The 21,988-nt window shown below is 67.7% G+C and carries 24 protein-coding genes; 6 read left to right on the top strand and 18 right to left on the bottom strand.

What is annotated here, in order from left to right:
• Window positions 1–27: 27 nt before the first annotated feature.
• Together EJP69_RS16205 and EJP69_RS16200 are read right to left on the bottom strand one after the other, a co-directional pair.
• A complete protein-coding gene (locus EJP69_RS16205; protein ID WP_126471423.1) occupies window positions 28–1,416 on the bottom strand; it encodes a M16 family metallopeptidase in 1,389 nt (462 codons plus the stop codon).
• 14 nt (window positions 1,417–1,430) lie between these two features.
• Entirely contained in the window at window positions 1,431–2,882 is a 1,452-nt protein-coding gene (locus EJP69_RS16200) for a M16 family metallopeptidase (RefSeq protein ID WP_420824219.1), read from the bottom strand.
• A 29-nt stretch (window positions 2,883–2,911) separates the two neighbouring features.
• Here EJP69_RS16200 and ftsY point away from each other — a divergent pair, with 29 nt between their 5' ends.
• Entirely contained in the window at window positions 2,912–4,180 is a 1,269-nt protein-coding gene (ftsY, locus tag EJP69_RS16195) for a signal recognition particle-docking protein FtsY (protein WP_126471421.1), read from the top strand.
• A gap of 229 nt (window positions 4,181–4,409) precedes the next feature.
• On the opposite strand, the gene EJP69_RS16190 is transcribed toward ftsY, so the two are convergent.
• Together EJP69_RS16190 and EJP69_RS16185 are read right to left on the bottom strand one after the other, a co-directional pair.
• A complete protein-coding gene (locus EJP69_RS16190; RefSeq protein WP_126471419.1) occupies window positions 4,410–6,206 on the bottom strand; it encodes an ATP-binding response regulator in 1,797 nt (598 codons plus the stop codon).
• Window positions 6,203–6,934 carry a response regulator transcription factor gene (locus EJP69_RS16185; RefSeq protein ID WP_093206683.1) on the bottom strand — a complete coding sequence of 244 codons (732 nt, stop codon included), beginning with the start codon at window positions 6,932–6,934 and terminating at the stop codon, window positions 6,203–6,205. Before EJP69_RS16185 ends, EJP69_RS16190 begins: the two co-directional genes overlap by 4 nt.
• 185 nt (window positions 6,935–7,119) lie before the next feature.
• Between EJP69_RS16185 and EJP69_RS16180 the strand changes: the two genes are divergently transcribed.
• Both EJP69_RS16180 and rpoH read left to right on the top strand, forming a co-directional pair.
• Window positions 7,120–7,584, top strand: a complete 465-nt coding sequence (locus EJP69_RS16180) for an Mpo1 family 2-hydroxy fatty acid dioxygenase (RefSeq protein ID WP_093304234.1) — start codon at window positions 7,120–7,122, stop codon at window positions 7,582–7,584.
• Between the two features lie 98 nt (window positions 7,585–7,682).
• Window positions 7,683–8,624, top strand: coding sequence for an RNA polymerase sigma factor RpoH (rpoH, locus tag EJP69_RS16175; protein WP_093206681.1), 942 nt, complete (start codon window positions 7,683–7,685; stop codon window positions 8,622–8,624).
• Window positions 8,625–8,672: 48 nt separating this feature from the next.
• Here rpoH and EJP69_RS16170 read toward each other — a convergent pair whose 3' ends face one another.
• From EJP69_RS16170 to EJP69_RS16145, 6 genes are read right to left on the bottom strand one after another with little or no spacing between them, the layout of a single operon-like run.
• Entirely contained in the window at window positions 8,673–9,497 is an 825-nt protein-coding gene (locus EJP69_RS16170; protein WP_126471417.1) for a DNA alkylation repair protein, read from the bottom strand.
• 16 nt (window positions 9,498–9,513) lie between these two features.
• Window positions 9,514–10,131, bottom strand: a complete 618-nt coding sequence (locus EJP69_RS16165; RefSeq protein ID WP_126471415.1) for an SCO family protein — start codon at window positions 10,129–10,131, stop codon at window positions 9,514–9,516.
• Between the two features lie 10 nt (window positions 10,132–10,141).
• Complete coding sequence (gene cyoE / locus EJP69_RS16160) at window positions 10,142–11,047, bottom strand: heme o synthase (RefSeq protein ID WP_093206678.1); 906 nt, start codon at window positions 11,045–11,047, stop codon at window positions 10,142–10,144.
• Window positions 11,044–12,282: a COX15/CtaA family protein gene (locus tag EJP69_RS16155; RefSeq protein WP_126471413.1), complete on the bottom strand. Its 1,239-nt coding sequence runs from the start codon at window positions 12,280–12,282 to the stop codon at window positions 11,044–11,046. The genes cyoE and EJP69_RS16155 overlap by 4 nt, the downstream gene beginning before the upstream one ends.
• Window positions 12,283–12,300: 18 nt before the next feature.
• Entirely contained in the window at window positions 12,301–12,981 is a 681-nt protein-coding gene (locus EJP69_RS16150) for an SCO family protein (protein ID WP_093304242.1), read from the bottom strand.
• Window positions 12,968–13,855 (bottom strand): SURF1 family protein, encoded by an 888-nt coding sequence (locus EJP69_RS16145; RefSeq protein WP_126471411.1) that lies wholly within the window; start codon window positions 13,853–13,855, stop codon window positions 12,968–12,970. The genes EJP69_RS16150 and EJP69_RS16145 overlap by 14 nt, the downstream gene beginning before the upstream one ends.
• Window positions 13,856–13,882: 27 nt before the next feature.
• Here EJP69_RS16145 and EJP69_RS16140 point away from each other — a divergent pair, with 27 nt between their 5' ends.
• Window positions 13,883–14,113, top strand: coding sequence for a twin transmembrane helix small protein (locus EJP69_RS16140; protein WP_093206674.1), 231 nt, complete (start codon window positions 13,883–13,885; stop codon window positions 14,111–14,113).
• Window positions 14,114–14,190: 77 nt separating this feature from the next.
• Here EJP69_RS16140 and EJP69_RS16135 read toward each other — a convergent pair whose 3' ends face one another.
• From EJP69_RS16135 to EJP69_RS16105, 8 genes are all read right to left on the bottom strand, one after another.
• Window positions 14,191–15,072, bottom strand: a complete 882-nt coding sequence (locus tag EJP69_RS16135; protein ID WP_093206673.1) for a cytochrome c oxidase subunit 3 — start codon at window positions 15,070–15,072, stop codon at window positions 14,191–14,193.
• 72 nt (window positions 15,073–15,144) lie between these two features.
• Window positions 15,145–15,363 (bottom strand): DUF2970 domain-containing protein, encoded by a 219-nt coding sequence (locus EJP69_RS16130; protein ID WP_093206672.1) that lies wholly within the window; start codon window positions 15,361–15,363, stop codon window positions 15,145–15,147.
• A complete protein-coding gene (locus EJP69_RS16125) occupies window positions 15,360–15,986 on the bottom strand; it encodes a cytochrome c oxidase assembly protein (RefSeq protein ID WP_093206671.1) in 627 nt (208 codons plus the stop codon). The genes EJP69_RS16130 and EJP69_RS16125 overlap by 4 nt, the downstream gene beginning before the upstream one ends.
• A gap of 40 nt (window positions 15,987–16,026) precedes the next feature.
• Entirely contained in the window at window positions 16,027–16,140 is a 114-nt protein-coding gene (locus EJP69_RS29870; protein ID WP_019656111.1) for a cytochrome oxidase small assembly protein, read from the bottom strand.
• A 19-nt stretch (window positions 16,141–16,159) separates the two neighbouring features.
• Window positions 16,160–17,800, bottom strand: coding sequence for a cytochrome c oxidase subunit I (ctaD, locus tag EJP69_RS16120; RefSeq protein WP_093206670.1), 1,641 nt, complete (start codon window positions 17,798–17,800; stop codon window positions 16,160–16,162).
• 43 nt (window positions 17,801–17,843) lie between these two features.
• A complete protein-coding gene (gene coxB, locus EJP69_RS16115; RefSeq protein ID WP_093206669.1) occupies window positions 17,844–19,022 on the bottom strand; it encodes a cytochrome c oxidase subunit II in 1,179 nt (392 codons plus the stop codon).
• Between the two features lie 58 nt (window positions 19,023–19,080).
• A complete protein-coding gene (locus EJP69_RS16110) occupies window positions 19,081–19,557 on the bottom strand; it encodes a DUF2244 domain-containing protein (RefSeq protein ID WP_093206720.1) in 477 nt (158 codons plus the stop codon).
• Window positions 19,558–19,781: 224 nt separating this feature from the next.
• Window positions 19,782–20,699 carry a class I SAM-dependent methyltransferase gene (locus EJP69_RS16105; RefSeq protein ID WP_126471409.1) on the bottom strand — a complete coding sequence of 306 codons (918 nt, stop codon included), beginning with the start codon at window positions 20,697–20,699 and terminating at the stop codon, window positions 19,782–19,784.
• Between the two features lie 41 nt (window positions 20,700–20,740).
• Here EJP69_RS16105 and EJP69_RS16100 point away from each other — a divergent pair, with 41 nt between their 5' ends.
• Window positions 20,741–21,466, top strand: coding sequence for a ComF family protein (locus tag EJP69_RS16100; protein ID WP_126471407.1), 726 nt, complete (start codon window positions 20,741–20,743; stop codon window positions 21,464–21,466).
• Window positions 21,467–21,498: 32 nt separating this feature from the next.
• A complete protein-coding gene (gene trmL / locus EJP69_RS16095; protein ID WP_126471405.1) occupies window positions 21,499–21,960 on the top strand; it encodes a tRNA (uridine(34)/cytosine(34)/5-carboxymethylaminomethyluridine(34)-2'-O)-methyltransferase TrmL in 462 nt (153 codons plus the stop codon).
• Window positions 21,961–21,988: the final 28 nt, after the last annotated feature.

Raw genomic sequence — 21,988 nt, 5'->3', positions numbered from 1 at the left:
TGTCGCAGGTGCCGGGAGAGGGACAGGCTACTGCTGCGCCTTGGCGGTTTTCGCGTCCTTGGCGTCCTTGGCGCCCACCACCACCGTCACCATCCGCTCGGGCTGCAGCTTGCGCTGGAAAGCAGCCTTGATGTCGGCGGCCGTGACCGCGTTCATGCGCGCGGTCCAGGTGTCGAGGTAGTCCAGCGGCAGGTCGTGCCAGGCGATGTTGGCGACGTTGCCGATCAGCTTGCGGTTGCTGTCCAGCAGCAGCGGGAAGCCGCCGATCAGGTTGTCCTTGGCGGCCTTCAGCTCGCTGGCGGTGGGGCCTTCGGCCACGAACTTCGCGAGCACCTCGCGCGACACCTTGACGGCCTCCTCGGCCTGGTCGGGCCGGGTCTGGAAGCCGACGCGGAACGCGCCCGCCTCGAGCCCCGGCGCGAAGCCGCTGTAGATGCTGTAGGTGAGGCCGCGCTTCTCGCGCACCTCGTTCATCAGGCGCGAGACGAAACCGCCGCCGCCCAGCACGTAGTTGCCCAGCGTGAGCGCGAAGTGGTCCGGGTCCTTGCGCGGGTAGCCGGGCTGGCCGATGAGGACGTGGGCCTGCGCCGAGTCGAAGGCGATGCGCTCGTCCTTCGGCCCGGTCAGCGCGGCCACCGGCGCGATGGGCGGCAGCGGCGTGCAGGCCTCGGGGCCGGGCAGGCGCGACAGCAGCGTGGTGGCGATGGTCTCGGCCTCGGCGCGCGTGACGGCACCGACGATGCTGAGCTTGGCGCGGCACGGCACGATGAGCTGCTGGTAGCGCTGGCGCATGGCGGCGGTGTCGATGCGCGCGAGCGTTTCTTCAGTCACTTCCTGGCCGTAGGGATGCGCGCCGTAGACGTCGGCCGCGAACGCGCGGCCGGCAATGGTGGCGGGCTTGGTGTTGGCTTCCTTGATGGCCGCGTTGATGCGCTCGCGCTCGCGCTGCCACACGTCGTCGGGGAAGGACGGCTCGCCGATCTCGCGCGCCGCCAGCGCCACCGCCTTTTTGAGCAGCGCCGGATCGGACAGCGAGCGCAGCGAATAGCTGGTGCGGTCGGTGCCGGCGCTCGCGTCGAAGCTGGCGCCCAGGTCGGCCCAGGCTTCGCCCAGCGCATTCTGGTCGAGCGCGGGCTCGCCGTTCCTGCCGGCGCGCACGCCCTTCTCGACCATGGTGGCAGTGGTGCTGGCGAGGCCGGCCTGCGCGGCGGGGTCGCGGCGGCTGCCGGCGTCGAAATCGATCTGCACGTCGACGATCGGCAGCGCGTTGGTCGACACCAGGTAGATCTTTGCACCGCTGGCCAGCGTCCAGTGCTGGATGGGCAGCGCGGCCTGCGCGACGGTGATGCCCGCGATGGCGGCCGCGCCCGCGAACAGGGCGCGGCGCGCGATCTTCTTGAGGAGAGTCTTCGTCATGGAATCGGGCCCTTTCAGCGCATTTCGCCGGCGGGCGCGGCAAAGCCGCGGCCACGGGGCTTGGCTTCGGGCGGCAGCGGACGCAGCGTCGCGACGGTGAGCTGGTCGTCGCCGAAGTACTTGGCGGCCACGGCCTGCACCTGCGCGGCCGTGACGGATTGCAGCCGCGCGACGATGCGCTCGCTGGCGTCGAGCGGCAGGCCCTGGATCCAGTTGCTGCCGAGTTCGCGCGCCTGCGCCATCACCGAGTCGCGCTTGTAGGTTTCGCTCGCCACCCACTGGGTCTTGACGCGTGCCAGTTCGGCTTCGCCCACGCCGTCCTTGGCGATGCGCGCCACTTGCGCACGCAGGGCGGCTTCCACCACCTCGGCGCTCTTGCCCGCGGCCGGAACGCCGTCGAGCACGAAGAGCTGCGGGCCGCGGCCGACGAAGCCCGAGTAGGCACCGGCCGAATCGGCGACGCGGTCGGGGCCCTGGGTCAGCGCGCGGTCGAGCCGGGCACCGGCGTAGCCGTCGAGCACAGCGGAAAGCACCACCAGCGCCCAGGCGTCGCTGTTCACGTCGTCGATATTGGCGAGCTGCGGCACGCGATAGGCCAGCGACACATAGGCCTGCTCGGCGGGCGCCTTCAGCTCGAGGCGTCGGATGCCGCGCTGGGCCGGCTCGGTGCGCGGCTTGCGCTCGGGCACCGCGCGCGAGGGGATGCGGCCGTAGTACTTCTCGGCCATGGCGCGCACCTGGGCCACGTCGACGTCGCCGGCCACCACGAGCACGGCGTTGGCCGGCACGTACCAGCGCTTGAAGAAGGCGCGTGCGTCCTCGGGCGTCATGGCGTCGAGGTCGCTCATCCAGCCGACCACGGGGCGGTGATAGGGAGAGGCGGTGAAGACGGCGGCGTTCTGCTGCTCGCCGAGCAGGGCGCGCGGCTGGTCTTCGGTGCGCAGGCGGCGTTCTTCCTTGACCACCTCGATCTCGCGCTTGAACTCGTCGTCGGGCCACTGGTTGTTGGCGAAGCGGTCCGATTCGAGCTTCATCACCTGTTCGAGGCTGCCGACCGGGATCTGCTGGTAGTAGCCCGTGTAGTCGCGGGTGGTGAAGGCGTTTTCCTGGCCGCCGAGGGCGGCCACGCGGCGCGAGAACTCGCCGGGCTTGATGTCCTTGGTGCCCTTGAACATCATGTGTTCGAGCGCATGCGCCACGCCGGAGGTGCCGTCGACCTCGTCGATGGAACCGACGCGCACCCAGACCATCTGAACCGCCGTGGGCGAGCGCCGGTCGGGCTGCACGATCAGCGTCATGCCGTTGGCGAGCGTGAATTGCTGGGGGCCGGGCGCCGCGGCTGCGGCGGCGGAAGACGGGCTGGAAGCCGGTGTGGACTGGGCCTGGACAGGCATGGCCCACGACGCCAGAAGCGCCATCGCCAGCACCGCACCAGACGCAGCACGGCGTGGCGGGAGGTGTTTCATAGAATGGCTCGGATTGTAAAAAGCTCCCGATGTTCAGTTTCTTCAAGAAAAAACCGCCTGCCGAAACCCCCGATGCGCCGGCGTCCACCCCGCCGGCCCCGGCGGCGCCTGCCCCGGAGCCCGCGCCGGCGCGCTCGGTGTTCTCGCCTTCGAGCTGGTTCGGCTCGAAGCCGACGGTGGAAGAAACGCCTGCCCCGCCACCCGCACCCGCTCTCACACCCGCTCTCACACCCGTTGCAGCACCGGCACCGGCGCCAGTGCCTTCGCCAGCTCCTGCGCCGGCCCCCGCACCGGTTGCATCGCCCGCTCCAGCCCCTGTTTCCGCTCCTCCGGTTGCCGCCCCCGTTCCGGCGCCAGCGCCGGTCGTCGCGCCGATTGCCGAACCCGTCATCGCCACCGAGCGCAAGGGCTGGTTCGACAAGCTCAAGACCGGCCTGCGCAAGACCGGCACCGGCATCCAGGCCGTGTTCGTCAACGCGAAGATCGATGAGGATCTGTACGAAGAGCTCGAATCCGCCCTGCTGATGGCCGACACCGGCGTGAAGGCGACCGAGTACCTGCTCGACGACCTGCGCGGCCGCGTGAAGCGCCAGATGGCCACCGACGCCTCGCAGGTCAAGGCGCTGCTGGCCGAGACTGTGGCCGACCTGCTGCGTCCGCTCGAGAAGCCGCTGGTCATCGGCCAGTTCACGCCCACCGTGATCATGGTGGCCGGCGTCAACGGCGCGGGCAAGACCACCTCCATCGGCAAGCTCACCAAGCACCTGGCGGACGAAGGCGCCTCGGTGCTGCTGGCAGCGGCCGACACCTTCCGCGCGGCGGCGCGCGAGCAGCTGCTGGTCTGGGCCGACCGCAACACCGTGGAGATCGTGAGCCAGGAAGGCGGCGACCCGTCGGCCGTGAGCTTCGACGCGGTGAACGCCGGCAAGGCGCGCGGCAAGGACGTGGTGCTGGTCGACACGGCCGGCCGCCTGCCGACGCAGCTGCACCTGATGGACGAGCTGAAGAAGATCAAGCGCGTCGTCACCAAGGCCGACGGCACGGCGCCGCACGAGGTGCTGCTGGTGATCGACGGCAACACCGGCCAGAACGCGCTGGCACAGGTCAAGGCCTTCGACGAGACGCTGGGCCTCACGGGCCTGGTCGTGACCAAGCTCGACGGCACGGCCAAGGGCGGCGTGCTGTGCGCCATCGCGCGGGAAAGGCCGATTCCGGTCTATTTCATCGGCGTGGGCGAAAAGCTGGAAGACCTGGAAACCTTCAACGCCCGCGAATTCGCGCAGGCACTGCTCGGATAAGAAAGAAAAAAACGGCCCCGGCTTGCGCCGGGGCCGCTCACTTTCTCTCTCCCCTACCTACTCCGTTCGCGAGAAACGCGATGCCTTGAAGATAGGGCACAGGGCCGGTAGCTGCCAGTGTCGAAAGTCATGGGTTTCGATGACTGTGGCGTCTATTCGCTGCATCTGGCGACAAAACAAATACAAATGAATTCAAAAGCAGGCTCAATGCCTGCGGCCGCCTTTGCCTTCATCTGGCAACCGCGACCTCGGCCATCGCCTGCAGCAGCAGATCGGCCACGACCGGCTTGAACAGCACCGGTACCCGCGATTCGCGCACGCGCTGCAGCCGGTCGGGCGAGGTCTCGCCGGTGATGAGCAGCAGCGGCGTCGTCGCCCCCTCGGCCTGGCTGAGCCGCAGGCCGGCATCGAGCCCGTCGGCGCCGTCGGCGAGCCGGTAGTCGCAAAGCAGCAGATCGAAGGGCCGCCCCTCGCGGGCCGCCAGGCGCAGCGCGGCCGCGGCGCCGGCCTCGTCCGCCACGGCATGGGCGTCGATGGCATGGGAGCGCAGCAGACCGGTCATCGCCTCGCGGATTTCCAGCTCGTCGTCGAGCAGCAGCACACGGCCGGGCAACGCCAGCGCGGAGGCGCCGCGCTCTTCGATCAGGGAGGCCGTCGCGAGCGCTCCGGCCGGCGCCAGGGCCGGAGCACTCGCCACGGGCACCACCACGCGGAAATGCGTGCCCCGCCCTGGCCGTGAGTGCATCTGCACCGGGTGCCCCAGCAGCCGGGACAGCCGCTGCACGATCGACAGCCCGATGCCCAGGCCCCGCGAGCGATCGCGGCCCGGATTGTTGATCTGATAGAACTCCTCGAAGATTCGCCCCGACTGCTCGGCCGCGATGCCGATGCCGGTGTCGCGCACCTCGATCCACACCGTTTCGCCGCGCTCGCGCGCCGTGACCGTCACACCGCCGCGCATCGTGTACTTGAGCGCGTTGTCCATCAGGTTCGACAGCATGCGGTGCAGCAGTTGCGGGTCGCTGTGCACCCACAGGCCGCTGGCGCGCACGCGCAGCTGCAGCTGCTTGTGCTCGGCGCGCGCCGCGAAGGTGTGGTTCAGCGGCAGGAACAGCGCATCGAGCTGCACCGCGCGGGGCTCCGGCGTGATCACGCCGGCGTCCAGGCGCGAGACGTCGAGCATGGTGTCGAGCGAGGCGCCCAGCGCGTTCACCGCGCGCATCAGGCGCTCGGCGTTGCGGCCCTCGGGACGGTCGCGCAGTTCGTTCTCGAGCGCGGCGCCGAAGAGCGCGATGGCATGCAGCGGCTGGCGCAGGTCGTGGCTGGCGGTGCCGAGGAAGCGGGTCTTTTCCTCGCTCGCGCGCTCGGTGGCGGCGATCTGCTCGCCGAGGCGCGCGGCGAGCGCCTCGTTCTCGAAACGCAGCATCAGCGATTCGGTCAGCAGCTTGTGCTGCCCGATGCCCGCGTACAGCGTCAGCAAGAGGTAGGCCGCGCCGGCCGCCGCCAGGAACAGGTGCAGGCCGTCGCCCTGCCACGCCAGCGCGGTGATCATGCCCAGCGACATCGGCATGGTGTAGCCGAAGAGCGCCGGCTTCAGCGGCCAGAGCGACTGCGCCGCCCGCGCGCAGCTGCCGACGATCACCGCCATCAGCAGCGAGGTCATCGGCAGGTTGTTGTGCGGCACGATGAGCCAGGGCACTACCGCCGTGACCATGCTCACCAGCGTGACCATGCGCGAGATCTTGCGCGCCCAGTAGGCGCTCTCCCGCACGGGCCTCGACGGATTCCAGCGCGGCGTGAAGAACACGTAGATGTCGGCCATCAGCAGGCCGCCCAGCCAGAACAGCAGGCTCGGGTCCTTCAGCTGCGAATAGATGATGCTGCCGAACACGACCACGAAGGCCATGTGCGTCAGCGTCGAGACGCCGTAGGTGCTGTAGACCGAGGCGACGTGCTCGCGCAGCACCCGCTGGCCGAGTTCGTGGTCGGCGACGGGGGTGCTCGGCGCGGCGGGCTGCACGCTCAATGCAGGGTGCTGATCAACTGGGCGCGCGAACGCATGCCGAACAGCAGCAGGATGGTCGAGACATGGTTCTTCACCGTGCCTTCGCTCAGGTTCGCGAGCTGGGCGATTTCCTTGTTGGCCTTGCCCTCGAGCACCCACTGCAGCACCTGCATCTGCCGCGGCGTGAGTTCCTGCCATGCGCTGGCGTGGGCGAATTCGGCATACCCGGTGAGCGCCCTGGGCACTGGCTGAGCTGGCGCGGCCTGTTGCTGCTGCGACGACGCGTCGGCGCCGCCGTCGAGCAGGCCGCAGGCGCGGATGAAGCTCACGACTTCCTTCAGGTCAGCCGACTTCGGCAGGAAGGCGGCTGCGCCGAGCGCGAGCACGCCCTGCGCCAGCGTGCTGTTGCCGGTGCCGGAGAGCACGACGATCCGCGCGTCGGGAAAGCGCATCCGGAACTCGGCCAGACCGCTCAGGCCGTGCGTGTCTGGCAGCGCCAGGTCGAGCAGCACCAGGCCGATGGACGCCTGATGGGCCTCGTACAGCCTCAGCGCGTCGGCAACGTTGCTGGCCTCGAAGACCTCGATGCTCGCACCGGACGGGCTCGCCTGGGCCTGGACCAGCGCGCAGACGCCCAGTCGCAGCAGGTCGTGGTCGTCCACGACGAGGATCGCCCGGGGCGTGCGGGCGGCCGTGCCGGTCTCCGCGGCCGGGGACAGGGGTGCGGGTGAGGAGTCGAAGGGAGGCACTCGCCGATCTTAGCGATGTAACCTTCCGGTGACAGTGTAGAAAGTCACGCCAGCCTCCGTGGTTGTAGTGCTTTATGCTACTTATTTGATAGCAATTTCACATGGCATCCGCGCTTGCCATCGGGCTTCTCTGTCGGCACCATCGAAAGTCTCGCCGCATCGCACGGCGCCCACGGAGACTTGCCATGACGCACACCGCCGCCGCCCCTCTGGAATCGAGCGACCGCAAGGTCGACCGCCTGCTCGCCCACTACGAGGAAAGCCACCGCAATCCGACCAACGAGCTGATCCACTTCGTGGCCATCCCGGCCATCATGCTGAGCATCGTCGGGCTGCTGTTCGCGATCCACCCCTGGGTGGCTTATGTCTTCGTGGCCGCCAGCCTCGTCTACTACGTGCTGCTGCGCGCCCCGGCCTTCCTAGTGGCCATGCTCGTCCTGACCGCGCTGGCCCTGGTGCTGGTGCACGCGATGGGAGGACTTGTATTGCCGGTTTCCGCCGCTATCTTTGTAGTGGCCTGGATCTTCCAGTTCGTGGGTCACAAGATCGAGGGCAAGAAGCCGTCGTTCTTCGAAGACATTCAATATCTCTGGGTCGGTCCCCTGTTCGTCTTGTCCAAGCTCTTCCTAAGACTGGGCATCCGCTGGTAGCCCCTGGCTATTCCAGCGATAGAAATTCAAGGGAACCCTTGGATTAGCACTCCCTCTAACCGAGTGCTAATATGGCCAACACAAAGGAGTTCCCCCTGATGACAACGCTGTCTGGAGTCTCTGCCAACCAGCTGGCCGTCGCCAACCCGTGGTCGATGGTTCCCCCGCTGGGCAACCTGGACGCCTACATTTCGGCCGCCAACCGCCTGCCGATGCTCACGCTCGAAGAAGAGCAGGGCTACGCACGCAAGCTGCGCGACCACAACGATCTCGAAGCCGCCGGAGCGCTCGTGCTGTCGCACCTGCGCCTCGTGGTCTCCATTTCCCGCCAGTACCTGGGCTACGGGCTGCCGCACGGCGACCTGATCCAGGAAGGCAACGTCGGTCTCATGAAGGCCGTGAAGCGCTTCGACCCCGACCAGGGCGTGCGGCTCGTGAGCTACGCCATGCACTGGATCAAGGCCGAGATTCACGAGTACATCCTGAAGAACTGGCGCATGGTCAAGGTCGCGACGACCAAGGCCCAGCGCAAGCTGTTCTTCAACCTGCGCTCGATGAAGCAGGGCTTCAAGGCCGACTCGGCCGCGGCCGATACCGGCACGCACCGCGATACGCTGAGCCCCGACGAGGTGTCGCAGATGGCGACCCGCCTCAACGTCAAGCCCGAGGAAGTGCTCGAGATGGAAACCCGCCTGTCCGGCGGCGACATCATGCTCGACCCGGGCCCGACGGACGACGGCGACGAAGCCTTCGGCCCGATCGCCTACCTGGCCGACGCCTCGCAGGAACCCACCGCCCTGCTCGAATCGCAGCAGCGCGACCGCCTGTCGAGCGACGGCATCGCGACCGCGCTCGAGGCGCTGGACGACCGCAGCCGCCGCATCGTTGAAGAGCGCTGGCTCAAGGTCAACGACGACGGCTCGGGCGGCATGACGCTGCACGACCTGGCCGCGGTTTACGGCGTGAGCGCCGAACGCATCCGCCAGATCGAAGTGGCCGCCATGAAGAAGATGAAGAAGGCGCTCGCGGACTACGCGTAAGCCAGCCCGTCGCCCGTCAGGAACAAAGCCCGGCACTGCCGGGCTTTTTCATTTGGAGAGCGTCCGCAGCGCCCGCTTCGCGATGTAGCGGGTTTCGGCCGTGTCCGACTCCGCCACCCACCGCGCGCAGAGCTTGTCGACCCATTCGGGCTGGCTCTTGCTCGCGTCGTTGAGCCAGTTCGCGACCGAGTTCTGCACGTAGCGGCTGGTATCGGCGCGCAACGGCTCGATCAGCGGCAGCGCGCGCCAGGGCTCGGTCTTGAGCGCCTCGATCTGCGCACACCACACGCCGCGCGGCCGCGTGAGCTCGCTGGCGAAGCGGCGGATGTTGGGATCGGCATCGAGCACCCATCGCTGCAGCAGCACGATCGACTCGTCGAGCGACCCGATCACCGCGTCGCGCACGGCCATCCACGCGATCTCGCGCACGCCGAAATGCGGGTCGGCGGCAAAGCGCCGCACCGCCTCCAGTTGCGCCGCCAGCGGCAGGCCCGAGAGCGTGACCCATTGCGCCGCCCAGCATCGCGCCACGTCACTGGCGTGCGTGGCCAGCCGATGGGCGACGGCATCGCGTTCGCCGTGCAGCGCCGTCAGGTCGTAGAGGGCGCGCGCGATGTGCCCGTGCCGCTGCATCGGCTTGAAAGCACCGAGCATCGCGATGGTGTCGGCCAGCCGCTCGCTTTCGGCGTCGAGCCCGATGTGCCCGGCCACGCTGCGCGCCAGCCGGGGCAGCTCGAGCGCCAGGAATTCATTGAGATTGACGGTTTCGAGCAGCCCGTCGTTGAGGGCATCAAGCACCTCTGGCGGAATCAGCGCGATGCGGAAGGCGCCCTTGCGCCCCTTCAGGTGCCCGAGCTGGTCTGCGACAGCCATCTGGTGGCGCCCCTTCTCAGGAAGCCAGCAGCGTCTTCAGGTCGGACACCATCGGCGCCACGCCCGCGCCGTAGCGCGCGTAGAGCCGCAGCCTGCCCTGCGTGTCGTAGACGTAGCTGGCGGCCGAGTGGTCCATCGAATAGCTGGTCGGCGTCTTGCCATCGACCTTCTTGTAATAGACCTTGTAGTCCTTCGCGACCGCGACCAGCTCGTCGGCCGTGGGGATCAGCGCGACGAAGCTCGGATCGAACGCGCCCATGTAGGCCTTGAGCACCTCCGCCGTGTCCCGCGCGGGGTCGACCGTGACGAACAGCACCTGCAGTTTGTCGGCGTCCTTGCCGAGCTGCTGCTTCACTTGAGCCATCTCGGTCATGGTGGTCGGACAGACGTCCGGGCACTGCGCGTAGCCGAAGAACAGCACGACCAGCTTGCCCTTGAAATCGGCCATGGTGCGGACCTTGCCGTCGGCGTCCTTCAGCGAGAAGTCCTTGGCGTAGTCGGCACCGGTGATGTCGACGGCATTGAAGCTCTGCCTGGTCTCGCTGCAGGCCGAGAGGCCCAGGCCGAGGGTGGCGCCAACGCCCACCCAGCCGGCGCCGGCAGCCATCAGTCGAAGAGCGTTGCGCTTGTTCATGGAAACGAAGTCAGTGAATGTAGTGATCGACCAGAAGCGCGAGGAACAGCACGCTCAGGTGGATCAGCGAGAAGCGGAAGGTCTTGCGCGCCAGCGTGTCGGAGTAGCTGCGCCACAGCGCGAAGGCATAGCCCGTGAAGCCGACGCTCACCGCCACGGCCACCGCGAGGTACAGCCAACCGCTCATGCCGTAGATGAAGGGCATCAGGCAGGCCGCGAAAAGGATGAAGGTGTAAAGCAGCACCTGCAGCCGCGTGAACTCGTTGCCGTGCGTGACGGGCAGCATCGGCAGCCCCGCCTTGCGGTAGTCCTCGACGCGGTAGAGCGCCAGCGCCCAGAAGTGCGGCGGCGTCCACAGGAAGATGATGAGGAAGAGAATCAGCGCCTCCGGCCCCACCTCGCCCGTCATCGCGGCCCAGCCCAGCACCGGCGGCATCGCGCCCGAGGCGCCGCCGATCACGATGTTCTGCGGTGTGAGCGGCTTGAGGATCACGGTGTAGATCACCGCATAGCCGACGAAGGTGGCGAAGGTCAGCCACATGGTGAGCGGGTTGACCATGAACCACAGCAGCGCCGAGCCGGCAGCGCACAGCAGCGCGGAGAAAACCAGGGTCTGCCTGTCGCTGAGCTCGCCGCGCGCCGTGGGGCGCCAGGCGGTGCGCTTCATCTTCGCGTCGATACCCTTCTCGACGAGGCAGTTGAACGCCGCAGCCGCGCCGGCCACCAGCCAGATGCCGACGCAGGCCACTGCCGCGAGCTTCACTTCGGCCCACGAAGGCAGGCCCGGAACGGCCAGCACCATGCCGATCAGAGCGCAGAACACGATCAGCTGCACCACGCGCGGCTTGGTCAGCGCGTAGAACTGGCGCAGCACGTTGGCGTTGCCTGTTTGCTGAACGGGGATCGGGGTGCTCACGCAGCGGCCTTTCTTTGATTTCTTTGACTGTTGTTGTTCTGACCAGCCGCATTGTCACTGGCGCGCGCGATCTGCGCCGCCGGGACGCGCCGGCTCTCGCACAGCGCCCAGGTGAGCACCACGGCGAGCGCCGCGGCGCCGCCGGTGTGAAGCACGGCCGCGGCCAGCGGCCAGCCGAGCAGCACGTTGCCCAGGCCGGTGGCCAGCTGGAGCAGCGCCAGGCCCGCGAGCCATCGCGCCTGCGAGCGCAGCGCCTCGATGCGGCGCATGCGCCACGCCAGCACGCCCAGCGCGACGAACACCGCGTAGGCCATCAGCCGGTGTGCATAGTGGATCGCGGTGAGCGCGGAAAAATCGAGCGGCTGGCCTTCGCCGGTCACGCCCAGGTGGCGCCAGATCTCGAAGCCCTGCGCGAAGTTCATGGGCGGCCACCAGCTGTCCTGGCAGGTCGGGAACTGCGTGCAGGCCAGCACCGCATAGTTGGTGCTGACCCAGCCGCCCAGCGCGATCTGCAGCACGAGCAGCACAGTGGTCGCGATGAGGCCATTGCGCAGCGCGGGCGATACGGGCGTGGGCAGCCGATCGGCGGCTGCCTGCCGGTAGCGCACTGCCTGGATGCAAAGCAGCGCCAGCAGCACCACGGCGCCGAGCAGGTGCAGCGTAACGATCGCGGGGAACAGCTTCCAGGTCACCGTGAGCGCGCCGAACGCGCCCTGCAGGCACACCCAGACCAGCGTGAAGGCCGGCCACCAGGCGCTCAGCGTGGCATGGTGCCCGCTCTCGCCCGAAGCGGAAGACGGCGGCGCGAGGCGCTGGCGGCGGCGCACGATCCAGGTGGCGACCGCGAGCGTGAGGATCAGCACGCCGACGCCGGTGGCTAGGTAGCGGTGGACCATCTCGACCCACGCCTTGCTGTGCGTGACGGGGCCGGTCGGCTGCGCGGACTGCGCCATCGCGATCTCGTGGCGCGCGCCGTGCGGGCTGGCGTTGCCGTAGCAGCCGGGCCAGTCGGGGCAACCGAGGCCCGAATCGGTGAGCCGCGTGAAGGCGCCGAACAGCGTGAGGTCGAAGGTGAGGAACAGCGTGAGCACCGTCAGCGCATGCAGCCGCCGTGCGGGGCCGCTGCCCGCATTGCGGCGCCAGACCCACACCAGCGGGCCGAGCGCGATCAGCACGCCGACCGCCATGAGCCAGGCGATTGGCGTCAGATCGTAGAGAGAGCTCGTCGTGTCCATGCTGCGTCTGCCGTGCGGTCAGCGGCCCGGTTCGTCCCACGACGCCGAGGCGCGCAGCAGGCGGTCGAGGTCGCGCTTGGCGCGGCTGGCGCCGGCGGCGTCCATGCGGGCGGGGAAGCGCATCATCCAGTTGCCCATCGGATCGACCACGTACAGATGCTCGGCCAGCGAGTGGCCCTGCGCGGGCGCGAGCCACTTCGCCAGCTGCTCGGCGGGCACGCGCAGCACGGTCGCGCCGTGCAGGCCGTTGTTCAGGCGTTCGGGCACGGGAGCGGCGTCGCTCACGAGCCAGACGCGGTCCATGCGATCCTTTTCGCGGCCGAGGCTTTCGCGCAGCTGCCGCGCCAGGTAGAGCTGCTGCTCGCACAGCGCGTCGCATGCGGCATCGGCCACCGTCACCAGCAGCCACTGGCCCTTGAGCGTGGAGAAGTCGACCGGCGCGCCGCTGCGATCGGCGGCAACAAGCTTCGGCAGCTCGCGCTGCGGATCGATCAGCTCGCCGTAGACGCTGCGGCCTTCGGGCCGGATCACGTAGTAGGTGAAGTACGAGGCGATGACCGGCGAGGCGCACATCAGCATCACCGCGATCATCTTCCAGCGCCCGATGACCGTGCGCCGGCCCTCCGCGCCGTCGAGCGCCTGGTTGGGCGACGGCATCGAGTGCACCGTCAGGCCCAGCGGCTCGTCAGAAGCGGCCATCGCGTGCGCGGCGCCTTGCGCGGCGGAGGGGCGTGATGAATTGGAACCAGACATAGAGGATGACGACGAGGGCCGACAGGCCGAACCACTGGAATGCGTAACCGTAGTGCCTCTCGAGGCCCAGCGCCGGCGCCGGCCAGTCGCGCTGCAGGCCCTCGGAAGCCGGCCCGCCCTGCTGCAGCGACACGTCGGTGCGCAATGGCAGCTTGGTCTCGGCACGGAAGGCCTCGAGGTCGAGATTCTGCCGGATGGGCGAATACCCTTCGGCGACCGGTGCCGCAGCAGCCGGGGCTGCGGGAGCGGAAGCGGCTTCAGCAGGCGCGGAGGCCGCTGGCGCTGGCGCGGGCGCGGGCGCGGGCGCGGGCGCCGGCCCGGCGGCGGAACCCAGCTCCAGCAGATGGCTCGGCGGCGGCTCGATCAGGCCCGTGACCTCGACGATGCCGGCCGGCGTCTCGACCGCTCCCAGCTTCGTGCGATCGACGAAATTGCGCTGGATCCAGCCGCGCTGCACCATCACCGTCTGCTCGGTGCCTTCGAGGGCGAAGGGCGTCAGCACATAGAAGCCCGGCACGCCGTGCATCTGGCGGTTGTCGAGGTACACGGTCTGCGGCGTGAGCCACAGGCCGCGCAGGCGCACCGAGCGGTGCATGGCGTCGGAAGCCTTGCCGAGCGCGAGGAACTCGGCCTGGGTCAGCGGCGGCTTCAGCTTCTCGGCGTCGATGCTGGCCTGCAGTGCTTCTTTCTGCGCGGCGCGAGAAAGCTGCCAGCGGCCAAGCGAAATGGTGGCCGACACGGTCAGCGCGGCGGCGATGGTCAACACCCAGAAGCGGCCTCGCCGGAGGCGCTTCTCGGGATACAGGGGTTCGGGGGTCACTGGAGGGAACGGGGCGTGCGGCCGATAATGCGGGTCATGAAATACTTCGTTGCCCTGGTGTTCGTGGGCATCTTCGCAAGCCTCGCGTTTGCCCTCTACTTCATGCTGAAGGACGGGCGCAACGGGCGTGCCAAGAGCGGCGGCATGGCGCGCGCGCTCACCGTTCGGATCGGCCTGTCGGTGTTTTTGTTCCTCTGCATGCTGCTCGCCTGGAAGTTCGGATACATCCAGCCCACCGGACTGCCGCTCGGCAAGTAGGTGGTGCTCGTTCCAGGAGAACCAAGAAAAAGGCGCCTTCCGGCGCCTTTTTTCTGGAATGCCGAGAGGTCCTTCGCTCAAAGCCAATAGACCAGCAGGTAGAGACCGAGCCAGACCACGTCCACGAAGTGCCAGTACCAGGCCGCACCCTCGAAGCCGAAGTGGCGCTCGGGCGTGAAGTGGCCCTTGCGCAGGCGCAGCGTGATGAACAGCAGCATCAGCATGCCGATGAACACGTGCAGGCCGTGGAAGCCCGTCAGCATGAAGAAGGTGGAGCCGTAGGTGCCCGAGCTGAGCTTGAGGTTCAGTTCGGTGTACAGGTGGTGGTACTCGTAGCCCTGCACGCCCAGGAAGATCAGGCCGAGCAGCACGGTGAGCCACATGAAGCGGATGGTCTGCGCGCGATGGCCGGCGCGTAGCGCGTGGTGGGCGATGGTCAGCGTCACGCCCGAGCTCAGCAGCAGCGCGGTGTTGATCGTGGGCAGCCAGAACGGGCCGACGGTCTGGAAGGGCTCGACGATGCCGGCCGGCGAAGCGGTGGCGCCGGGAGCGACGCTGGGCCACACGGCCTTGAAGTCGGGCCACAGCAGCGCGTTGTCGAGGCTGCCCAGCGCAGGCAGCGCGTGGGTGCGGGCCCACCACAGGGCGGTGAAGAACGCGCCGAAGAACATCACTTCGGAGAAGATGAACCAACTCATGCTCCAGCGGAACGAGAGGTCCACCTTGTGGCCGTACTGCCCGCTTTCGCTCTCGCCGATGGCGGCGCGGAACCATACGAACAGCGTGGCGAGCCAGATCACCATGCCGGCCAGCAGCGACCAGGCGCCCCACGCATGCCCGTTGATCCATTGCGCGGCACCCAGGATCACGAAGAACAGGCCGATCGCGGCCGAGACCGGATAGGACGAAGGTCCGGGCACGAAGTAGTAGGGCGTGGTTCCGTGGGTGGTTGAACTCATTTCTTCAGCTCCTGGCTTTCTTTCTTCTCTCGATTCAATGGATTCTGCTTGTCGTGGAACGCGTCTTTTCCGTCAGGCCGAGGCCGTGGCGACCACATGGCGCACCAGCAGCACAAGCGCGACCACGAAGACGACGACCGCAACGAACGCCACCGCGATGATGTGCAGCGGATTCAGCTTGCGCAGGTCTTCCTGGTAGGCGCTGTTCTTTCGCACGCCGAAGAACGACCAGCCCACCGCCTTCACCGTGTCCCACAGCGAAGCCTTCGGCCGGTTCGAGGGATCGGTCACGAGCGTGGCTCATCGGCGGTGCCGGAAACTGCCGCGACCGGGGCCGCGGGCGTCTTGCCGCCCACCTCGAAGAAGGTGTACGACAGCGTGATGGTCTTCACGTCCTTGGAAATCTTCGGGTCGATCACGAACGCGACCGGCCACTGCTTCTTCTCGCCCGGATCGAGCGTGTACTGGTTGAAGCAGAAGCACTCGAGCTTGTTGAAGTACGGCGCGGCCTGCTGCGGCGCGTAGCTCGGGATGGCCTGCGCCGCCATGCGGCGGTTCTGCACGTTCTGGAACTCGTACATCACCGTGTTGAGCTGGCCCGGATGCACCTGCATGGTCCGCTCCGCGGGCTTGAAGTCCCAGAGGCCGCCGCGCACGTTGGAATCGAACTCGACCGTGATGGTGCGGCTGGTGTCGACCTGCGTGTTGTCGGGCACGCGCACGTTCTTGCCGCCGCTCGCTCCGCCGGGCACCTCGAGCTCGGAGAGCGCGAGGATGTTGATGCCGGTCATCTCGCAGATCGCGCGATACATCGGCACCAGCGCGTAGCCGAACGCGAACATGCCGCAGGCCACGACGGCCAGCTTGCCGACCATGCGGACGTTGGCGCGGCGGATGCGAGGACCGAGGCTCATGCGCGTGTGCTCCCGTTCGTTGCCTGCTCGAATGCCCGGCTCAGCGACCGCTGAACCAGACCATGCGGACGATGAAGCCGATGAAGAACACCACGGCGATGGAGGCCAGCGTGAGCCCCATGCGACGGTTGTTCCTTTTCTGCTCGGGTGTCATCGTGTGCCGCAGAGATCGTTCAACCGATCACCCGGGTGGCGGTCGCGTCGAGCTTGGGCGGGTTCTCGAAGGTGTGGAACGGTGCCGGCGACGGCACTTCCCACTCGAGGCCTTCGGCGCCTTCCCACGGCTTCTGTGCAGCCTTCTCGCCCTTGCCGCGCATCGAGGGCCACACGATGAACAGGAAGAAGTAGAGCTGGGCGAAGCCGAAGAAGAACGCACCGACCGACGCGATGGCGTTGAAGTCGGCGAACTGCATCGGGTAGTCGGCATAACGTCGCGGCATGCCGGCCAGGCCCAGGAAGTGCATCGGGAAGAAGGTCACGTTGAACGAGATCAGCGACCACCAGAAGTGCACCTTGCCGCGCGTCTCGTTGTACATCACGCCGGTCCACTTGGGCGCCCAGTAGTAGAAGCCCGAGAACATGGCGAACAGCGAGCCGGCCACCAGCACGTAGTGGAAGTGGGCCACCACGTAGTAGGTGTCCTGCAACTGCGTGTCGATGGGCGCGACGGCCAGGATCAGGCCGGTGAAGCCGCCCATCGTGAACACGAAGATGAAGCCGACCGCGAACAGCATCGGCGTCTCGAAGGTCATCGAGCCCTGCCACATGGTGGCGATCCAGTTGAAGATCTTCACGGCCGTGGGCACGGCGATCAGCATGGTCGCGTACATGAAGAACAGCTGGCCCGTGAGCGGCATGCCGGTCGTGAACATGTGGTGCGCCCACACGATGAACGACAGGATGGCAATCGACGAGGTGGCGTACACCATCGAGGCGTAGCCGAAGAGCTTCTTGCGGGCGAAGGCCGGCACCACCTGGCTGATGATGCCGAACGCCGGCAGGATCATGATGTAGACCTCGGGGTGGCCGAAGAACCAGAAGATGTGCTGGTACATCACCGGGTCGCCGCCGCCGGCGGGGTTGAAGAAGCTGGTGCCGAAGTGGCGGTCGGTCAGCGTCATCGTGATGGCGCCTGCGAGCACGGGCATCACGGCGATCAGCAGGTAGGCGGTGATGAGCCAGGTCCAGCAGAACATCGGCATCTTCATCAGCGTCATGCCGGGGGCGCGCATGTTGAGGATGGTCACGATGATGTTGATCGAGCCCATGATCGACGAGGCGCCCATGATGTGCATCGCGAAGATGCCGGCGTCCATCGAGGGGCCCATCTGCAGCGTGAGCGGCGCGTACAGCGTCCAGCCTGCGGCGGGTGCGCCGCCGGGCATGAAGAACGAGCCCACCAGCATCAGCGCCGCCGGGATCAGCAGCCAGAAGCTGAAGTTGTTCATGCGCGCGAACGCCATGTCGGAGGCGCCCACCTGCAGCGGGATCATCCAGTTCGCGAAGCCCACGAAGGCCGGCATGATGGCGCCGAACACCATGATCAGGCCGTGCATGGTGGTGAACTGGTTGAAGAGCTCGGGGTTCACCAGCTGCAGGCCCGGCTGGAACAGCTCTGCTCGGATCAGCAGCGCGAGCACGCCGCCCACCATCAGCATCGTGAAGCTGAACAGCAGGTAGAGCGTGCCGATGTCCTTGTGGTTGGTGGCGAACACCCAGCGGCGCCAGCCGGTGGGCGCATGGTGATCGTGATGCTCGTCGTGTGCGTGATCGCCGTGGGCTGCGTGACCGTGGGGGTCGAGAACTGCGCTCATTTCGTTGTTCCTTGCAATTTCTTCGTCGCGGGACGCTCGCGCATCACTTGCCGCGCAGGGCCAGCACTTCGGCCGGCTGCACCAGCTGGCCCGTCTTGTTCGACCAGCTGTTCTTGGTGTACGTGGCCACGGCCGCGAGGTCGGTATCGCTCAGTTGCTTCCAGGAGGGCATCGCGCCGTTGTTCTGACCGTTGAGAAGCACAGCCAGCTGGATCTTGTGGTCGGCGTCGGTCACCTTGGCGGAGCCGTCGAGCGGCTTGATCGGGCCGGCGCCCTTGCCGTTGGCCTGGTGGCAGGCCGCGCAGTTGGCGGCATAGACCTTCTCGCCGCGCGTGAGCATGTCGGGCAGGGTCCAGACCTTGGTCGGGTCGTCGAGCTTGGCGGCGGCTTCCTTGCGCTTGGCGGACACCCAGGCCGTGTAGTCAGCGGCCGAGAGCACCTTCACGTGGATCGGCATGTAGGCGTGTTCCTTGCCGCACAGCTCCTGGCACTGGCCGTAGTAGTCGCCGACGGTCTCGGCGCGGAACCAGGTGTCGCGCACGAAGCCGGGAATGGCGTCCTGCTTCAGGCCCAGCTGCGGCACGGCGAAGGCGTGGATCACGTCGTTCGCGGTGGTGATGATGCGGATCTTCTTCTGCACCGGCACGACCAGCGGGTTGTCGACCTTGAGCAGGTAGTCGTCGGGCATCTGGCCCTTGGCACCTGCGTCGGACATGGCGCGCTGCGAGCTGTCGAGCGTGGAGATGAAGGCCAGGCCCTCGCCTTCGCCGTTCAGGTAGTCGTAGCCCCACTTCCACTGGTAGCCCGTGGTCTTGATCGTGAGGTCGGCGTTGGTGGTGTCCTTCTGGGCCACCAGCACCTTGGTGGCGGGCAGCGCCATGACGATGACGATGAGGAAGGGCACGATGGTCCAGATGACCTCGACCACCACCGATTCATGGAAGTTGGCGGCCTTGTGGCCCACCGACTTGCGGTGCTTCCAGATCGAATAGAACATCACCGCGAACACGCCGACGAAGATGACCGTGCACAGGATCATCATGATCGTGTGGAGCAGATGCTGCTCCTGAGCGATCTTGGTCACGCCGACCGGAAGATTCAACTGGCGCACCGAGGGGCCGCCGGGCAGATCGTTGACTGCGTGCGCCGCGCTGCTGAAAGCCGCGCCGGCCGCCAGCAACAGATTCGCCGGCCTGTACTTATTGCGCCAAATGCTCTTCATCGTGTTCACGTTTCTTCAATTTTTCGACAACCAACCGTGCAGCACTGCGCGAGCCCCCTCAGGCGCCGCGTAACGCCATTCGAATCTCGCGGGCCAAGGCCGCACGCAACTCCGGGCGTACATAGCGCCCCACCCTGACCGATCGACCCTGCCCCGAGACCTCGATCAGCGAGCGATCGCCGGTCTGGGGTTCGATCCGCACCTGGTGCGGAAGAAATTCCGTGCGCTCGTAATGCCCGCCGTTCTCGAGCTCCACGACGAGCCGTCCCTCCTGCAGCGCGATCTTCTCGCCGTCGGTCGCATGTCGTGCGTAGACCATGAACGCAAACCCGACAGCGGCCAGTTCGAGCCAGGCAAAAGGCAGCACCATGGGCGCACCGTGCAGCCAGAACAGGGTGCCGATGCCGAGCGATACCACGCACAGCGAAGCGTAGAGCCAGCCCAGCTGGCCCGGCGTCACCGAGCAGTTGCGCTTCAGGAACCATTGAATGCTCTGGCCTGAAACGGTGGCAAATCGAAACACGGAATTCGACACGGGCGAGTTCAGCAAATCGGTGCGTCGACGGTCGCCAAACCCCTCGTACAAACAGGATTCGACACCCCTCGATCGCGGGACAATACCCGCGAGTTTCACGCAACGGCGGATTGTAGCGGGTAGATATCAGTGCCCGAGTGCCCTGTGGGACGCCTACGGGTCACTACTAGTAGGCAAGAAACGGCCTGTGCGACAGGCGTTTTCGCCGACTCGCCGGCAAGCGATCAGGCGCCCGGGCGACCCCGTTGCAGCATCGATCGCATCTCGCGCAGCGACACCGCGCTTTCGGCCGAAAGCGACACGCGCGGCATCGGCTTGAACGCGTGGCCGTAGACCACTTCGAAGGTCAGCGCGATGCGGCCGTCGCCGCCTTCGGCCGGTGCAAGTTCGGGCAGCGCCTTCTTCAACTCCTGCAGCCAGCCCTTGCCGCGCAATGCGGGAAAGCGCGCCGGATGCAGGTTGCGGCCCAGCGTGCGCAGCTCTGCGAGCGCGGCCTCGGGCGTGGCCCAGGTCAGCACGATGCGCTCCATGTCCATCACTGGCTCGGCGAAGCCGGCATGCACCAGCATGTCGCCCCAGTCGTGCATGTCGGTGTACTCGTGGCCAGCGGCCGGCCAGCCCAGGCGGGCATGCAGCGCGCGCAGCTCGCGCACGGTGTCGGGGCCGAGGCAGGAGAACATGAGGAAGCCGTCGGTCGCCACCAGCTTGTGCCAGTGCGCGATCAGTGCCTCGGGGTCGGCCGCCATGTGCAGCGACATGTTGGCCCAGAGCAGGTCGACGCCGTCCTCGGGCGGTGCCTCGAAGCGTGCCTTGCCGGCCTGCCAGCGGCGCGCGCTCCACCACGGCGCTGCCAGCGCCTGGCCGGTGGCCGCGGCGAGCGCGGGCTCGGGTTCGATCACGAAGGAGGCGGCGTCCTTGTAGCGGCGCGCGACGAGTTCATGCGCCTCGAGCCCGCTGCGCAGCGGCGCCCAGTCGGCCCAGCTGCGGGGCTGGGCCTTGATCCACTGCAGCCGGTCTTCCATGCGGCGACCGATCTCCTCGTGCAGCCAGGGAGAGGCGCCTTCTGCAGGCGCAAGCCGGCGCCAGCGGGCGGCCGCCGTGGCATCGATGGTCGGCGGTCGTCTTGAGGGGTCGGTGGCCATGGGGCCGTGAGTATATTGAGGCGATGCTCAGCCACCGGGCCATGTGGCCTTTCCCGTCTTCAAGACCTCTCGGGGCTTTCACCGCCCTGCTCGCGCGGCTGCCCAGCCAGTGTGCGGTCTGCCGCGCCTGGCCTTCGCGCCCGGTGTGCGATGCCTGCGTGGCCCGCTTCGCCCCGCCCACCGCGCGATGCGGCGGCTGCGCCCTGCCCGTCCCCGAAGGCGTGAGCCGCTGCGGCGAGTGCGTGAAACATCCTCCGCCGCTGGACGCCTGCCTCGCGGCCTGCACCTACGCATGGCCCTGGCCGGACGCCATCGCGGCGTTCAAGTTCCGTGGCGAAGCCGGCCGGGCCGGGCCTTTCGCCACGCTGCTGCGCAGCGCGCCCTGGGTGGAACCGGCGCTGGAAGCCTGCGACATCGTGCTGCCGATGCCGTTGGCGTCCGGCCGTCTGCGCGAGCGCGGCTTCAACCAGGCACATGAGCTGGCACGGCGCCTCGCGCCGACCAAGACCGACGCCACCCTGCTCCTTCGCACGCGCGAGACGCCGGCCCAGAGCGGACTTTCGCGCGCCGACCGGCTGCGCAACCTGCGCGGCGCCTTCGCGGTGGAGCCGCTGCGCGTCGACGAACTGCGCGGCCGGCGCCTCGTGCTGGTCGACGACGTGATGACCAGCGGCGCATCGATCTTCGCTGCCGCCCAGGTACTGCGGCAGGCCGGCGCCGCGCACATCACCGCCATCGTCCTCGCCCGGACCGATCCGCCGCGCTGAGCCGGTCGCGCCGGCCCGCCGACAATCGACGCATGTTCAATATCGTTCTCGTCCACCCCGAAATCCCGCCGAACACCGGCAACGTGATCCGGCTCGCCGCCAACACCGGCTGCAAGCTGCACCTTGTCGAGCCGCTGGGTTTCTCGATGGACGACCGCCTGCTGCGCCGCGCCGGCCTCGACTATCACGAGTACGCCGAAGTGAAGCGCCATGCCGATTGGCAGGCCCTGCTCGCATCAGAGCAACCCGCAGCCGACCGCATGTTCGCCCTCACCACGCGCGGCACGCAGGCCGTGCACGACGTGCGCTTCCAGCCCGGCGACTGGCTGGTGTTCGGTTCGGAAACCAGCGGCCTGCCGCCCGCCCTGCGCGATGGCTTCGCCGAACCGCAGCGCCTGCGGCTGCCGATGCGCGAAGGCCAGCGCAGCCTGAATCTCTCGAACGCGGTGGCCGTGACGGTGTTCGAGGCCTGGCGGCAGAACGGCTTCGGCTGAAGCAACAGTCCCTTCGGGCAACAGGGGC

Origin of the sequence: Variovorax gossypii (assembly GCF_003965815.1) — a bacterium.
GTDB lineage: Bacteria > Pseudomonadota > Gammaproteobacteria > Burkholderiales > Burkholderiaceae_C > Variovorax > Variovorax gossypii.
Note: the sequence above shows the minus strand (reverse complement) of the source record. Positions and strands in the feature narration are given on the sequence as shown.